The sequence below is a fragment of the Streptomyces canarius genome, from assembly GCF_014650735.1.
In the GTDB taxonomy this organism is placed as follows: Bacteria; Actinomycetota; Actinomycetes; order Streptomycetales; family Streptomycetaceae; genus Streptomyces; species Streptomyces olivaceoviridis.
The window spans coordinates 239,284-253,526 of the sequence record NZ_BMVN01000003.1 but is presented as its reverse complement, the minus strand read 5'-3'; the positions used below and the strand labels follow the sequence as shown (position 1 = coordinate 253,526).

14 protein-coding genes are annotated in these 14,243 nt (G+C 69.8%); all 14 read right to left on the bottom strand.

The genetic code is table 11. The features are described from left to right. Positions 1 to 8: 8 nt before the first annotated feature. Positions 9 to 3,965 carry a phage tail protein gene (locus IE294_RS05955; protein WP_189882973.1) on the bottom strand — a complete coding sequence of 1,319 codons (3,957 nt, stop codon included), beginning with the start codon at positions 3,963 to 3,965 and terminating at the stop codon, positions 9 to 11. A gap of 91 nt (positions 3,966 to 4,056) precedes the next feature. Next, positions 4,057 to 4,269, bottom strand: coding sequence for a hypothetical protein (locus tag IE294_RS05950; protein ID WP_189882970.1), 213 nt, complete (start codon positions 4,267 to 4,269; stop codon positions 4,057 to 4,059). A 5-nt stretch (positions 4,270 to 4,274) separates the two neighbouring features. After that, positions 4,275 to 4,817: a hypothetical protein gene (locus IE294_RS05945; protein WP_189882968.1), complete on the bottom strand. Its 543-nt coding sequence runs from the start codon at positions 4,815 to 4,817 to the stop codon at positions 4,275 to 4,277. A 126-nt stretch (positions 4,818 to 4,943) separates the two neighbouring features. After that, a complete protein-coding gene (locus IE294_RS05940; RefSeq protein WP_189882966.1) occupies positions 4,944 to 5,324 on the bottom strand; it encodes a hypothetical protein in 381 nt (126 codons plus the stop codon). Beyond that, complete coding sequence (locus IE294_RS05935; RefSeq protein WP_189882964.1) at positions 5,321 to 5,914, bottom strand: hypothetical protein; 594 nt, start codon at positions 5,912 to 5,914, stop codon at positions 5,321 to 5,323. The genes IE294_RS05940 and IE294_RS05935 overlap by 4 nt, the downstream gene beginning before the upstream one ends. Positions 5,915 to 5,925: 11 nt before the next feature. Continuing rightward, a complete protein-coding gene (locus IE294_RS05930) occupies positions 5,926 to 6,732 on the bottom strand; it encodes a hypothetical protein (protein ID WP_229917026.1) in 807 nt (268 codons plus the stop codon). Further along, complete coding sequence (locus IE294_RS05925; protein ID WP_189883352.1) at positions 6,732 to 7,439, bottom strand: hypothetical protein; 708 nt, start codon at positions 7,437 to 7,439, stop codon at positions 6,732 to 6,734. Before IE294_RS05925 ends, IE294_RS05930 begins: the two co-directional genes overlap by 1 nt. Further along, entirely contained in the window at positions 7,439 to 8,131 is a 693-nt protein-coding gene (locus IE294_RS05920) for a hypothetical protein (RefSeq protein ID WP_189882962.1), read from the bottom strand. Before IE294_RS05920 ends, IE294_RS05925 begins: the two co-directional genes overlap by 1 nt. 56 nt (positions 8,132 to 8,187) lie before the next feature. Continuing rightward, a complete protein-coding gene (locus IE294_RS05915) occupies positions 8,188 to 9,597 on the bottom strand; it encodes a glycosyltransferase family 4 protein (RefSeq protein ID WP_189882960.1) in 1,410 nt (469 codons plus the stop codon). 61 nt (positions 9,598 to 9,658) lie between these two features. Beyond that, on the bottom strand, positions 9,659 to 10,126 hold the full coding sequence (locus IE294_RS05910; RefSeq protein ID WP_189882958.1) for a hypothetical protein: 468 nt from the start codon (positions 10,124 to 10,126) through the stop codon (positions 9,659 to 9,661). Then, a complete protein-coding gene (locus tag IE294_RS05905; RefSeq protein ID WP_189882957.1) occupies positions 10,126 to 11,067 on the bottom strand; it encodes a hypothetical protein in 942 nt (313 codons plus the stop codon). Before IE294_RS05905 ends, IE294_RS05910 begins: the two co-directional genes overlap by 1 nt. A 2-nt stretch (positions 11,068 to 11,069) precedes the next feature. Further along, a complete protein-coding gene (locus IE294_RS05900) occupies positions 11,070 to 11,255 on the bottom strand; it encodes a hypothetical protein (RefSeq protein ID WP_189882955.1) in 186 nt (61 codons plus the stop codon). A gap of 262 nt (positions 11,256 to 11,517) precedes the next feature. Further along, a complete protein-coding gene (locus tag IE294_RS05895; protein WP_189882953.1) occupies positions 11,518 to 12,009 on the bottom strand; it encodes a hypothetical protein in 492 nt (163 codons plus the stop codon). Positions 12,010 to 12,264: 255 nt separating this feature from the next. Next, complete coding sequence (locus tag IE294_RS05890; protein WP_189882951.1) at positions 12,265 to 14,184, bottom strand: hypothetical protein; 1,920 nt, start codon at positions 14,182 to 14,184, stop codon at positions 12,265 to 12,267. Positions 14,185 to 14,243: the final 59 nt, after the last annotated feature.

Genomic DNA, 14,243 nt, shown 5'->3' with positions numbered 1-14,243 from the left:
CACCTCTCTCAGGTCAGGTTCGCCAGCGCGATGCGCCGCATCACCGCGCGCGCTGTCTGCTCGGGGTCGTCGGCGGCCTGCACGGTGATGTTGTTCGTGATCTGCGCGCCGATCGGGCTGCGCACCGTGCCGAGGCCGCTCGCGGCGCGCTGCGCGGGCACCGGCACGACGAGACCGGCCGCGGTGAGGTCGCCGAGCGACGGCTGAACCACCGGCCCGGACACCACGTTCGTGAGGCCGGCCAGTGGCTGGCTGACCGCGTCGGTGAGCCGGCGGGCCGACGTCTTCGCCGAATTGGCCAAGTCGCCCAGGCGGCCGAGGAAACCCTGCTGAAGACCGAGGCCAGTGAGGTCGCCGATCTTCATGAATACCCGCGACGGCGACTTGATCCCGAGGGCCTTCCGGATGCTCTTCTGCATGGACAGCGCGATCTTCAGCATCAGATCGTCGATGTCTTTTTCCTGCGCCTTCAACCCGGCCAAGAAGCCCTTGCTGGCCTGCTTCCCCGCGTCGAACAGGTCGTCGGCGGCGGACTTGCCGAGGCTGTTCGTCGCGTCGACGAGCTGCTTCTGAAGCGAGTTGATCTGCTTCAGGCTGGCCGTGGACTGGGTCGACAGGAACGCTGCGAGCTGCGCGCCCTGCTGTGGGCCGAGCGCGATGATCTGCTGCAACAGGTCCTTCCGCAGGCCGCGCTTGGACAGGTCGTTGATCTGCTTGGTGAAGTTCTTCACCTGGGTGATGGCCTGGTCCAGGCCCTCCGTGATGTTGAACTTGCTGATCCCGCCCTGGGTGAGGTTCTGGAGGCTGAACCCTTGCAACGCGGACGCCGCGGTGTCCGTCGCGAACTTGCGCGCGTCGGCGATTTGCTTGGCGATGGCGTCGCGCTGGTTCGCCAGCTTGGTCAGCTTCTTGTTGCCGTCCGACACCAGCCTCAGCAGCTGGTCGTCCAGCTTGGTGTTCTTGCCCTTGAAGGCGTCCCGGATGTCCTGCGCGATCTTCTCGGTGGTCTGCTTGATCTCCGTCGCCGAACCGGTGAGACCGATCACGAAGCCCTTGCCGGTGTCCTTACCGATCTGGATGAACACCTTCGACGGCGATCCGATCTTCAGCACGTTCTTCGCCGCGCTGATCGCCGAGTTGACGACTTCCTTCGCCGCCGAAGCCGCTGCCCCGGCCATGGCCCTGATGCCGCCGATGAGACCGCGGACCAGGTCGCGGCCGACACCGGCGAGCGTGGACGCGGCACCCGACAGGGCGCCCCGGATCCTCCCCGGCAGACCGGAAAAGTACGACACGACCGACGAGCCGGCCGACCGAGCCGCGCCGAGCATGGACGAGCCGGCCGAGCGCAGCACCGACGCCGCCCGGCCCGGCAGCGACGAGATCGCGGAGACCGCGCGGCCAGGCAGCTGAGAGAAGAAGCTGACAACAGACGAGATGCCCGAGCTGGTCGCCGAGCGCGCCGAGGCCCATGCGGACGTGAACAAGCTGGCCAGCGTCGACCCGAGCCGGGACAGGGCGTTCAGGATCATGCCGGGCACCCGCGTGAACAGCAGGATGACCACGCCGATGCCGGTGCCGATGACCGTGCCGACGGCCTGTAGCGCGCCGTGGAACAGCGTCGACAGCAGGCCAGGCAGTGCCGAGAGCGCTGACATGATCATCGACGGCAGGTTCTGGAAGAACGTGACGATCGCGCCGAACGCGGTCGAGATCATCGAGCCGAGCGTCGATAGCCCGGACATGATCATCGAAGGCAGGTTCGTGATGAAGGTGACGACCGAGGTGATCGCGGTGATCAGGCCCGTCAGCATGCCGACGACGCCCTGAATCAGAGGAACGACGGCCTGGAGGATCAGCCAGCTGGCAAAGGCGGCCCCGGCCTGGATCAGCGGCGTGACGAGCTGCAACAGCATCCCCGCGAGCGGGGCGACAGCGACGACGAGATCAGTGATCGGCTGCACCAGCGGCAGCACGGCTTCGACGATCGCCATGAAGGCGTCGACCAGGCTCGGAAGGATCGGCAGCAGGGCGGCCGTGATCTGGTCGATCAGCGGGACGAACGCCGCGACGATCTGCCCCACGGCCTCCGCGAGCGGCGGCAGCAGCGGCGCGAGCTGCGCGAAGACATCAGCAACGGCTTGGCCGATGCCCACGGCGAGCGGCGTCAGGGCCTGGACGAGCTGAACGAAGGCGTCCGCGAGCGGCGGCAGGACCGGCATCAGCGCGGCGACAACCTCCTCAATGATCGGCTCGAACGCCTGCGCCAACGCCGACAGCACCGGAGCGAGAGCTGTCGCGAGAACGGACACAATCTGGCCGACGAGCGGCAGCAGCGGCGCCAGCGCCTCGATGACCTGGCCGATCGCCTGCCCGAGCGGGCCGAGGCTGGGACCGATCACCTCGAACGCGCCGGCCAGCCCTGTCGCAATGGCTTGGAGGCTCGGCGCGATCCCCGCCAGCGCGGGCCCCAAGGCGTTGATCAGGCCCGTGAGCGCCGGGCCGAGCACCTGGAAGATCGGCATGAGGGCGGGCGCGATCTGCCCGACCTGCGTGACCAGCGCGGCCAGGATCGGCCCCAGCTGCTGTGCGATCGTCGCGATGGTCGCGAAGAGGTTCCCGACCGCCGACTGCCCGGACGCGGTCTTCAGGAACTGGGCGATCTGCCCGGTGATCGTCTGAATGTTCGCCAGGAGTCCGCCACCGACGTCGCCGGCCGCCGAGAAGACGCTGCTCAGGATCGAGCCGACGTTCTCGGCGATCCCACCGAGCTGCCGGAAGACGGTCAGCGCGCCCTGGATCCACTTCAGGCCGTCGCCCGCCCTGGTGGCGTTCTCCAGGAACGCGGCGACCTTGTTGACCACCCCGTCGAGGACGCCGCCCAGCCCCCGGAACGCTGGCAGCGTCGAGGCCGTGAACTGGGCGATGGCCGTGAGCAGCCGGTCGACGCTGTCGGACTTGATCCCCGCGATCTCGGTCCTCAACCCGGCGAAGACGCCCTTGACGAGGTCGACCGCCGCCGATGACTTCGCGAACCCGGCCGCGGACGACGCCAGCCGCCCGAACTCGGCTGACACGCCGGTCATCCCCGTCTTCAAGGGGCCGCCGAGAGCCTTCGCTGCCGCCTCGATGTCCCCCCGCAGCGGCTTGAAGAATGCTCCCTGGACGCTCGACTTCAGCGAGTCGAACGCGGGCTTGAGCGCCCGGACTTCCTTGGCCGCTGCCTGCGCGGCAGGGGACAGCCCCTCCAGGGACTTCTCGAAGGCCTTCGCATCGCCTGTCAGCGCCGCCTTGAACGCATCCCCCACACCCGCGAGGGCGAGCTTCAGCGTGCCCAGAGCTGCCTGGACACCGAGGAACGCGGCCGGGGCCGCCGCGACGATCCCCACCGCCGGGGCGAGCGCACCGGCCAGCGCGGCCACGCCCTGCGCGGCGCCCGCTGCCGCAATACCGATCGCACCGAACTGGAGACCGGCCGCCAGGGTCCGACCGATGCCGCCCGCGATCCCGGCCAGCCCCGCCAGCGAGCGCGTGAACCGGTTCGTGTCGACGTCCGCGTTCACCCGGACATCGGGCGGGTTGTGCCGGCGTATCCGGTCGTCGAAGTCGTCCAGGTCGGGCACGACCCGGATGGAGACCTCTTCGTTCGCGAGAGCGGCCCGCAGCCGCTCCATGAAGAAGCTGACGTCCGGCGCCACCGGGATGTTCAGCGAGTCGATCCCGGACAGCCCGGCCAGGAGCCGCGCATCGAACCCGGACAGGTCCGGGTCCACCCGGATCTGCACCGAGAGGTTCCGCAGGCTGTTCTGAAGGTTCCGCTGGATCTGCCGCGCGATACCGTTCGTCGCCCGGTTCAGAGCTGCCTGGATCCGCTGCCCAAGCTGCTGCGCATCAGCGACGACCCTGGTGTCATCGAGGTCGATCGTGATGCGTGCTGACCCGTAGTCCTCGTCCTCGCCGGCCACGGCAACCCGCTTTCGCGTGTGGTTGCCCGGCCCTGAACCAGTCAGCTTCGGCCGCCCCGGCAGGCGGGGCGGCCGATCTTCAGATTATCCGCTATCGGCCCATCAGCCGTGCGTCCTCACTCGCCATCGCGGCCATCAGCGCCTGCGCATCGGAGGCGTTCATCGCGGTCCGTCTCGGCCGCCCCGACGCCCCCGCGCGAGGCCGGTAGCCCTTCGGCGGGGCGTACAGCTCGGCCCGCTTCCGGGCCCGCTCATTGTCGTCCTTCGCACCGGCCTCGATCTGCGCCTCGGCCGCGTTCAGCATCCGCTTCAGCGGCCACTTGTGGGGGTCGATGCCCTGGAGGGCGAGGGCCCCGTCCCACGAGTCCCACCAGGCCGCGACCTGGGCGCAGAGCCGGAAGACGGCCCAGTAGGGCGGTTCCCACTCCCCGCGCCGTACATCTCGACGACGACTTCGAGCATCTCGGCGACCGCGCGGGTCGGCAGACGTAGCGCATCCCGGACCTGGGCACCCGGGTGCTCGGCGGCGAAGGCGTGCGCCTCGTCGGCGCCCTGGAAGGACTCCAGGACTTGGCCGTCTTTGATGACGTCCAGGCGCAGGAAGAACTCCGCCGAGTCGGGGAGCATCTGCCGCGCCAGGAAGACACGCACCGCGCGCATCGTCTTCCGCAGCGCCTCGGGGTCGGTGCCGTCGAGGTTCTCCAGGTCGACGCCCTTCGCCTTCTGCGCCTCTTGCAACTCGACGTAGGCATCCACGAACTCGTCCCCGTACACCTCGGGCTGGAACTCCAGCTCGTGGGGGCCGACCGCGATGACGTGAGGCTCAGTGTTGAGCGCGATGGTCTTCCGCACGGGTCATGTCCTTGTCTCCCGCTCCCTGCCCGGCCCTCAACCAGTCGGCACCCATGAGGGTATCCGCACACCACAACGGCCCCGTACACCCGTACGAGGCCGCCCCAGTCGTTCACCTGAGCGGGGTCAGCGGCCCAGCCGCAGGGCGCGGCCCATGAAGTCGTTTGCCCTGCTGCCGGGATGTCGCACCAGCCGGGTGAACACCACGTGCCCGTCGACCTCGAACCGCAGCACGCCGTTGCGCCGTCGCGGCCTGATGAGGTGCGGCCTGGTCCCGTTCAGCACGTAGTGGACCGCCGGGTGCGAACAGATGATGACGCCTTCCAGGCCGCGGGGCCCCTCCTCGATGTGCCAGTCGATGTAGCGGCCCATCGACCCGGGCGCCTCCTGCTGGGCGATCCGGGCCACCCTGGCCGTGCGCTCCCGCAGCTTGCGTTCGACCCGCCCGCCGCGCAGCCGCAGGAACCTCGCGATCCGCCCGGGTTCGATCCTCACCTGGACGCTCACACCGTCACCTCCGTGCAGGGCTGGCACGGCGGCAGCGCCACCGTGACGGTCTGCTCGATGCCGACGCAGCCGCCCTGCGGGCCGACGGTGCGTTGCTGCCCGAGGACGAACCGCCGGCCTCGCCGTCCCTGGGGCGCGGTGTGAGGCAGGCAGCACAGCAGCGCGTTGTAGACGGTCAGCGAGTCGACGTGCAGGATCCGCGCCGCCTCCCGCAGCTCCGCGCATCCGGGCGGGCAGCCTTCCTCGGTGGGGCCCGGCGCGCACCGCAGCACTGTGATGACCAGCTCTACCGCGGTGACCGGCGGAGGCTGGCAGTTCCGGGCGTCGCGCACGGTCTGGTCCTGCTGAGGGAAGCCCGTCGTCGTCGACGGGTAGACGCGAGTCACGTTGACCGACAGCTGCCCGCCTGCCTGCCCGGTGCACGGGTCTTCACAGCCGTCCCATGCGGGCAGGCCCGGGACGACGCAGCGCCGGCAGTCCGGGCAGCCTGGATGCCCCTCCACCTCGGTGGCCGCCTCATCGAGGGCAGCGCACACGCACGCCAGGACGGTCTCGGCGAGTTCGTCGATCGCCAGCGGGCTCAGTGCCATGCGTGCCTGCCTTAGGGGTGGGTGGTGGTTCGGGGCCGCCGGTAGTCCACGGAGAACACACGGCTCTGCGACGTCTGCCGGTAGGGGTTCACGGCCATGAGCCACGAGTCGACCTCCGGCAGCCCGGTCAGCCGCTCGGTGTACATGGCGATCGGGTCGCCGAACTCAAGGTCGACGCCCTGCCGGGACACCCTGGTCAGGTTCCGGTTCCGCTGGAGGTTGCAGCCGCACGAGCCACCGCACCCCTTGACCAGGTGACAGACCAGCGCCGAGAACGCGGCGAGCGCCGCATCATCGAGGGGCAGACCGACCCGGTACGTCACGCAGAACGTGTTCGGTGCCCCACAGGGAGCGGCCATGTCCTGGCAGTCCGGCCAGCATTCACCATCGGTGCGGACGAGCAGGTTCGACGCATCCACCCGGTAGGCGGACGGATCGAGGGTCACGCCGTCGACCTCGACGGACACGATGTCGTGGACGGGACCCTCCAGCCGCACTTCGCACAGCTCCCCGCACGAACAGTCGCTCGCGCACCCGCACACGGACGCGTTCCGCCACTGCCCGTCCCGGCCCAAGTACGGCACCCACGGGCCAGCCGTCGCCCATCGCACACCGAGCGGGTAGCCGTCCAGGCAGCTGCGGCGGCACGGCCTGACCGTGAACGGGCACAGCGGGCCCCAACGCCGCCCGGACAGGGCCCACAGCAGGTTGGTGGCGACGCGCCGCCACCTGTCGACCGTTTCCTCGCTGGTCCCCTCGGGCAGCGAGCAGCAGTCCGGTACGAACGGCCACGGCGCGCAGGGGTAGGGCTGAAGCATCAGCGTCTCCTCCCCGTCTCGTACGCGCAGGGCTCCGGGAACGCCGCGCGAATGAGCCGGCCGACCGCGCCGTTCGCGAAGCTGTCCGGCATCGTCGACAGGAACGGCGAGCCGGCGTCGAACTGGGGTCCCCGATGCTGCACCTTGACGTCGGCCATGGCCGTGCCGCCGATGCCGTTGAGGACCCCGAACACGGTGCGCTTGTGGGCGTCGTGGCCCGGCGCGGTGTCGAGGGCCAGCAGCATCCCGGTCTTCTCCACGGGCAGCGGCACGTGCAGGTCGTACGAGACCGGGTCGTCGTGCCCGAGGCCGACGAGGAAGTCCCGCGTCCTGCGCATCTCGGCCAGGTAGGCGGTCGAGCGGGGCCCGAACTGCGCCTCCAGCTCCCGCACAGGCCCTCGGTGGTACACCGGCAGCTGCTCCGGTTGTGGGCGCATCACGAAGAAGTCGTCGTTGCACCAGATGAACGGGTCCGACACCTCGGGGTGCTCGCACGCCGCGCGCATCGCGGACGTGGTGTTGGCGTACCTCGAATTGCCGCGCTGGTGGGTGGGGATGTGCCGGGCGCCGGCCGCCCACCACGGGCGGAAGCCGACGATCCACACGTGCCGGTGCGGGAGGTTCGCCGCCCACGACCGCAGTGCGTACCGCAGCGGCTCGTTGTTGGCGCCCTCCCGCACCGGCACGACCAGATCCGCGAGTTCCATCACGCCGACATGGAGCCGCACAGGACCGGCTGGTAGTCGCACGTCGGGGTGGGCGGCGGCGTGGTCGTGAGGAAGATCCGGCGGTGGCAGTCGGGGCCGAGCGGGGTGAGCATCGGGCCCGGCGTGCCGGCCGCGTCGACCGGCATCACGTCGTACGGGCCGACGCCCCACGAGCCGCCCGCCCTGGTCGAGCCGGTGATCTGGAGGGTCACCGCCTCCGAGCCGACCTCCAGATCGCCGAGGAGCCCGTTGCTGACCCACGGCATCACGAAGTACAGCCACTGGCCCTGGGCGCCCTCCGCGCACTCCTCACCCATCACCTCGGCCCACAGCTCCAGCGCGAAGCCCGTCTTGCAGGCCACGCCGCAGGTGTCGATACCGATGGGGGTCCCGTCGAAGCCGAGAACGACCGGCTGGCCCGTCAGCAGCTCCAAAATCTCCGGAGAGACGCTGTAGATGTTGAGCTCCAGATCGAAGCCACGGAACGTGGGGCAGCCCTTGCGGTAGCCGCAGACCTTCCCGTTGGCGGCCTTGTACTCAATGTCTTCGCCGTCATCCACGTTGTTGTTCATCGCGATGCTGCTGAAGCACTCCGCGACGAACGCGTTGTCGTCACCGCAGACCGGGTTACCGCACTGGTCGACACGCGTGATCCGGATGACGTCCGCGTTCGCGATCAGGGGACAGGACATGGGCCGTAGCTCCCTCACAGCAGAGAGCCAGGCCCTGAACCATCGGCAGTGAAAGTCTAGCCAGCCGTCGTGGCGGCGAGGGCGCCACGCTGCTCTGCCACGCTCCCGGCCAGGCCGTTCACGGCGTCCGTCCACGCCGCCAGGTCGGTGCGTGCCTGGGCGGCGAGGAATGCGCTGCGGGTCAGCGCCGCAGCGGTCGCCTCCGCGCGGCGCGGGCCGTCCGCGTACAGGTGCGTGACCGCGTCCGCCCACGCCCGGTGGTCGTCGCGGTCGATGAACGTGCCGGCCTCACCGAGGGCCTCACGCAGGCCCGGCGTGGGGTGGGCGATGACGGGGATTGCGGAGGCGAGGGCTTCGACGGCGGCCATGCCGTAGCTCTCGTACACGCTGGGCATGAGCAGCACCCTGGTGTGCGCCCACACGTCGCCGCGCATGTCGGAGGTCTGCGGCAGGACGCGCATGTTCGCCAGGACCGGCCCGGTCACCTGCTGGCCGTGCGCGCCCGTCACACCAAGGAACGGCAGCTGGGGCAGAGCCTGGGCGACGGCCCGCCACGTGTACACACCCTTGTCGGAGCTGAGGTTGACGAGAGTGACCCGGTCCCCCGTGGCCGGCGCCCGGTGCTCACCAGGGATGACGGGCGGGCGCACGACCAGGGACGGCGTCCGGCCGACTTCCAGATACCGGGTGGCGAGTGACGCCCTCACCCACTCCGTGTTGTAGACGATCAGGTCGGGGCCTGCCCACAGGGAGCGAGCCGAGAAGTCGTGGTCGGAGTGCATCAGCAGCACCGATCGCGCCCCGATGTCCCGCGCCAGACTGGTGGCGCGCGCCGCGTAGTTGTGGTGCGTCACCATCACCTGCGGTCGCATGGACTGGAACAGCAGCTCGGCCGCGTGCGGCGGGAGGTGCAGGTAGGGGACGCCGTCCGCCTCCCACGACGGCGGCGCTTCCGGCATCGACGAGCAGACGACGAGGACGCCCAGGCCCGCGTCGCGCAGGGCGCGCATCATCGTCTGAAGCATCGTCTCCGAGCCCGCGCGCCGGTAGGGCACCCCATAGTGGATCCACGCCACCACCTTCGTGCGCTCCCCGGCGAGCGGATCTTCCGGCACCGTCACCCGGGCCACCGCTTGCCGGTGCGCGGGCAGGAGCCGGATACATGCCTCCTCGAACTCACCGAAGTCCGCGTCGACGTGGGGCAGCACCAGCCGCGGCACCCTCTTCAGGTTCGGTTCCAGGCGCTCCGCCTGACGATCGCCAGCCACCCTCACCATGACGTCGGGGCGAGCCGCCTGCTTGGCCCGCCACCAGTAGCCGAGTGGCCACACCCGCACGCCGTCCACGTTCCGCGGGTTCTCCCGCCGGCGGATCGTAGTGACGACGTGCACCTCATGCCCGGCCGCCGCCATAGCACGCAGGTAGGCGGGGGGCTCGTGCGTCGGTAGGAGAGACAGGATGCGCATGGGGGCCTTCCTAGTCAGTGATCTCGCGCAGGGCTGCGCAAGGTGGTGGGCAGCGGGGCGGTCAGGCGATCCGCTCGTACCGCAGCGTCGTACGCCCGTTGCCATCCGAGATCACCGATGCGCTGTCGGTGATGCCGGTCTGAGTGACCCGGGCTGCTTCCAGCCGGATCGTGCGGGCGCCCGGGATCGTGTACCGAACCTGAATGGGCGCTGACCGATTCCAGGCGAGGAGCGTCGCAGAAGTGCCAGCTGCCACGGTGATCTGATGCGCCAGCACCTCGCTGTTGGGGACGACGGCCTTCGCGGTCACGTCGTACAGGCGGGCGGTGATGAACGCGCCCTCGCCGGTCGTCATGGTGCCGAGGACAGTGCGAACGGTGGCGTCGAGATGGTACGTGCCAGCGCTCGGCAGAGTAAGCACCAGGCCGGTGGCAACGAATGTGCCCGACGCGACCGTGTTCAGGTCGACGTTCGCGGCGAGGACTGCGAAGCTCTCCTCGTCGATTCGGATGCTGCTTGAGGTGGCCATCAGTCGGAGTCCGTGTAGATGTGCTCGGTCCAGTGGACGATGAAGTCCGCGCCTGCGGCGGTGCCGGTGAACAGCAGGGCGCCGTCCAGGGCGAGGTCGGTGGTGTCGCCGTCCACGGACCAGGTGAGGGTGACCCCGGCGGGCACGGTGACATCGTCGGCGTAGGTGGTCGGGCCGCCGTTGGTGCTCGTCGATCCGGAGCCTGCGGCTTGAACGCGGACGGCGCCGGCGAGGACGGTCAGGGTGACGGACTGAGGGTCGGCTCCGTAGTTGTCGAAGTTCTGCGAACTCTGCGTGCCGGTGTACCGCTGGATGCGCGGTCGTACCCGCTGGGTCGGGGTGGGCCGGGCCCCGGGAGTGCTCTGCACCGAGCACTCGACGATCTGCGCCGGGTCCGGCGCGGCCACGGTGGTGCCCGCGTCGTTCACCCACCGCACGGACGAGGCCCCGGAGCAGTCGACCTCCGTGATCCGGCGGAAGAACTGGTCGGCCACCACGGTATCGACCGGGGTGAACGTCAACTTCTCACCGGTATCGATGTCCACGGCCGTCAGGACGCCGTACTTCGTACCCGTGGGAGGCAGCGCCCGCGAGCGGATGAAGTAGGCGCAGGAGTCCGAGACAGCGACGGTCCACCCACCGGCGAACGGATCCCACGTGTTCAGGGTGGATGCCAGGTCGGACAGGAACGGCACACCGCAGGCGTCCCAGCCGTCCGTGAACGGGTCGCCGATCACGTTGCGGCCGTTGATGATCCACGACGTGATGCGGACGTTCGGGCGCCCGCAGATCCCGGCATCCGTGCCGTTGATCTTTGAGATGCCGCACGGGGTGGCCGCGCTGTTGTCATAGCTGACGTACCGGTAGCCGGGGATCTTCCAGCACTCGTTAGCGAGGGTGGTCGGGCAATCCAGGGAGACCCCTGCGTTGGTTCCGCTCACGCTCACAGCTCCCGCGTACTCAGGACCACGAAGTCCGAGCCGGCAGCGCCGGTGGACGCGAAGGCATCGTGCAGCTTCTCGCCGTTCTTGCCGCCCTCGCTGCTGCCGTCCACCTGGACGTCACATAGGGTCTCGCACTCGGCATCCGCGCTGGCCGCGGTCGAGACGCTGCCGCTGGTTCCGGACATGAGGAGCCTCCAAGGGGGTTAGGCGATGCGCTCGTAGCGCAGCGTGGTGCAGCCGGAGATCGTGTCGCTGCCGATACCGGCGGCGATCGAGGTTCGGTAGCAGGGCAGGCGCCTGCCGCGGGGGCCGTGACAGCGAGGCCAGGGCCCGCTTGGAGCGTCGTGGACGGGACGAGGCGGCCACTCGCAGTCTCAGTAAGCGCATTACAGGGGGCCGGATCGAGGCGCGGATCCACTCGGTACTCGCGGCCACAGGCTCCTGCCATCAGTCGCTCACCTTTCGGAAGCGGAAGTTTTGCGCCCAGACGACCTTCTGCGAGGTCGTTCCCGAGTCAGTACGCCAGGCGCCCTCAACGCGGATCGTTGTCGGACCTGTCACCTGGTACAGCGCCGCCGCCGAGGCGTTGGCCTGGATGCCGTTCGTTCCCTCGGCGGCCTGATCGGTGAAGAGGATCACTCGCCGCGCTGTCAGCGGGACCTCGGCGCCGGCGGTGAGATCGAAGATACGGGCGTCGATGATCGCGTTGGTGACACCGACTCCCCACGCGATGGACCCCTGAACGTCCGCGACCACCTCGTAGACGCCGGCCTCCGGAAGCACCAGCTGCGCCCCGGTGACGGCAACCCACGTACTGGCGGGCGCGGCGTCAAGGGCCACTACTCCGGCTGTCTGCCCAGAGGCGGGTGTGAGCCGGGCTCCGATCGTCCACTTCTCCGGGCACGCGCCGGCGACCGGGGCTTGGACGTCGATGTCCACAGACCGGGCCTCCCCCACCGCCGTCCCGGGGGCGATGCCCTCCAGGACGGTGCGCGGCACCAGGAGCCCGGACGCCGTTCGCGTGAGCGCGTTGCACGCTGTCGGGTCGATCCTGGGCAGGATCCGGACGTTCCCGCAGCAGCTACCAGCCATCACGCACCGTCCGGGGCTGGCTTTGTGAAGTAGCGCGGGCTTCGGACCTCAACCTCAGACTCGGGGGCCTGCAAGGTTTCGTCGCTCATGGCGTCCGTCTCCTTACCGGTAGGTGTAGTTCAGGAGGTACTGGGAGGTCGCGGACCCCCCGGTGAACTCGGCGGCGGCGAGGGCGCTGTCCTCGTCCTTGGTGACGGACCAGGTGAGCGTGACCCCGGCCGGGACGGGAACGTTGGAGCCGTCGGTCATCGTCACGTTCACCGCACCCGCGAGAACGGTGAGGCTGACACTCTGGAGGCCCGGGTACATGCCGCCCAGGTCTTGCGCCGCGGTACCGGTCACGTTCCGCACGCCGGTGCTCAGCGACCCGGGAAGCTGGTCCGCCGCGGTGCACTCGATCGGCGCGACCGGCGTGTACGGCTTCGTCAGGTCACCGTCCAGGTACGTGCCGAGCAGCTCGGGAGCAGCCCCACCGCAGGGGTCGACGGCCCACAGCTCCGTGTACGTCACCTCGCCGTACCCGTCACCGTTGGGGTCGTCGCAGGCACAGCGTTCGATGACCTGCCGTGTGCAGGACTCGCAGGCGCCGACGTTCCCGGCCGGCGCGTAGGCGGTGGTCCCGTCGAGGCCGGTGTCACCAGCGGCCGTCAGCGCGCCGGTGGTGTTGTTGACCGTCCAGTGCCGCAGGAACTGCGTCACGGTGCCGTCCGCCGCCGTGTCGCACAGCACCAGCTGAAGGTGGTCGATCTCCTCGGCGGAGGCGTCGCACACCCCAACCGTCCCCGTCGGCGTGTACGCGGCCCCGGCGAGCGTGTAGTCGGAGAAGCCGACGATGGCGCCGGCCTCGTCGCGTCGGAAGTCCCGGGTGAACGCGGTGACGGTGCCGTTGGCCGCGACGTCGCACAGGACGACCAAGTCCTGCTCGGGCTGCTCGGTCCCGGCCGGGCACACGGTGATCGTGCCCTGCGGGGTGTACGTCTGCCCCGTGGTGGCGTCGACGAGCCGCACCGACTCGATCGAGCCGTCGGTGGCGTACTTGTACTCGACGAGCACAAGCCCGACGACATCACCGGCCTGGTCCACGTCACAGAAGGTCCCCGAGACCTGAATGGAACGGGAGTCACCGCACGCGATGGCCCCGGCCGGTGGGGCGCCGGCGGAGAAGGCGCCGGTGGTGAGGTTGATCCACCCTTCGGAGGTGACAGCGCCGTTGCAGTCCCGCACGACGGTCACGGCGATCGGTGTTCCGTCCGCGAGGCACAGCCCGACCGTGGTCGTCGGAGTGGTCGGCGAGGCGCAGTCGTTGACGGGGAGGCACGCGCCCACGGTGCCGGTCGGGGTGTAGGCGGTGACACCGTCGAGACGAGTGTCGGCCGTGCTGGTCGTCGTTCCGTCGCTGGTGAACGTGCGCAGGAACGGCACGCTGCTGCCGTCCGCCTGGACGTCGCACAGGAGCTGCGTCGAGCGGTCCGCCGCTGCGGGGCAGGGGACGATCGTGGGCGCGGTCAGTGTCGCGCCGGTCTCCGCGTCGAGGTAGGTGATGTCCGGGGCGCCACAGGCCGCGCACTTCAGGACGGCGGCGGTGCGCGTCGCTCCGCCGCCGGCGTCGTAGCAGACGGTTCCGAGGACGATCGGGGTGTCCGCAGTGGCGTCCGGGCAGTCCGCTGGGGCGGTAGGGGTGTACGGCTGCGCGAAGTCCCCGTCACGGTAGGTGCCCAGGAGCTGCGGGGTACCGCCGGCGCAGGGGTCCAGCGCCCAGACCTCGACGTAGGTGACGTCGCCGGTGCCGTCGGCGTTGGTGTCGTCGCAGCGGGTACGGGTGCTGATCTGCCGGGCGCACTGGTCGCTGTGGGATCCGCAGACGCCGAGCGTGCCGGTAGGCGTGTAGGTGGCGCCGGTGGTCGGGTCCACGATTCGCGTGCCGACCCGGGCGCCGCTGCCCGTGTCGTAGATCGGCTCGACGAGGGCGAGGCCGGCCACGGTGCCGTCCGCGAGGATGTCGCACAGGAGCAGCGTTTCCACGTCCACTCGGGCGGCGGCTGGGGTGCTGCTCAGGATGATGGGGGTCTGGCCGCAGCCGC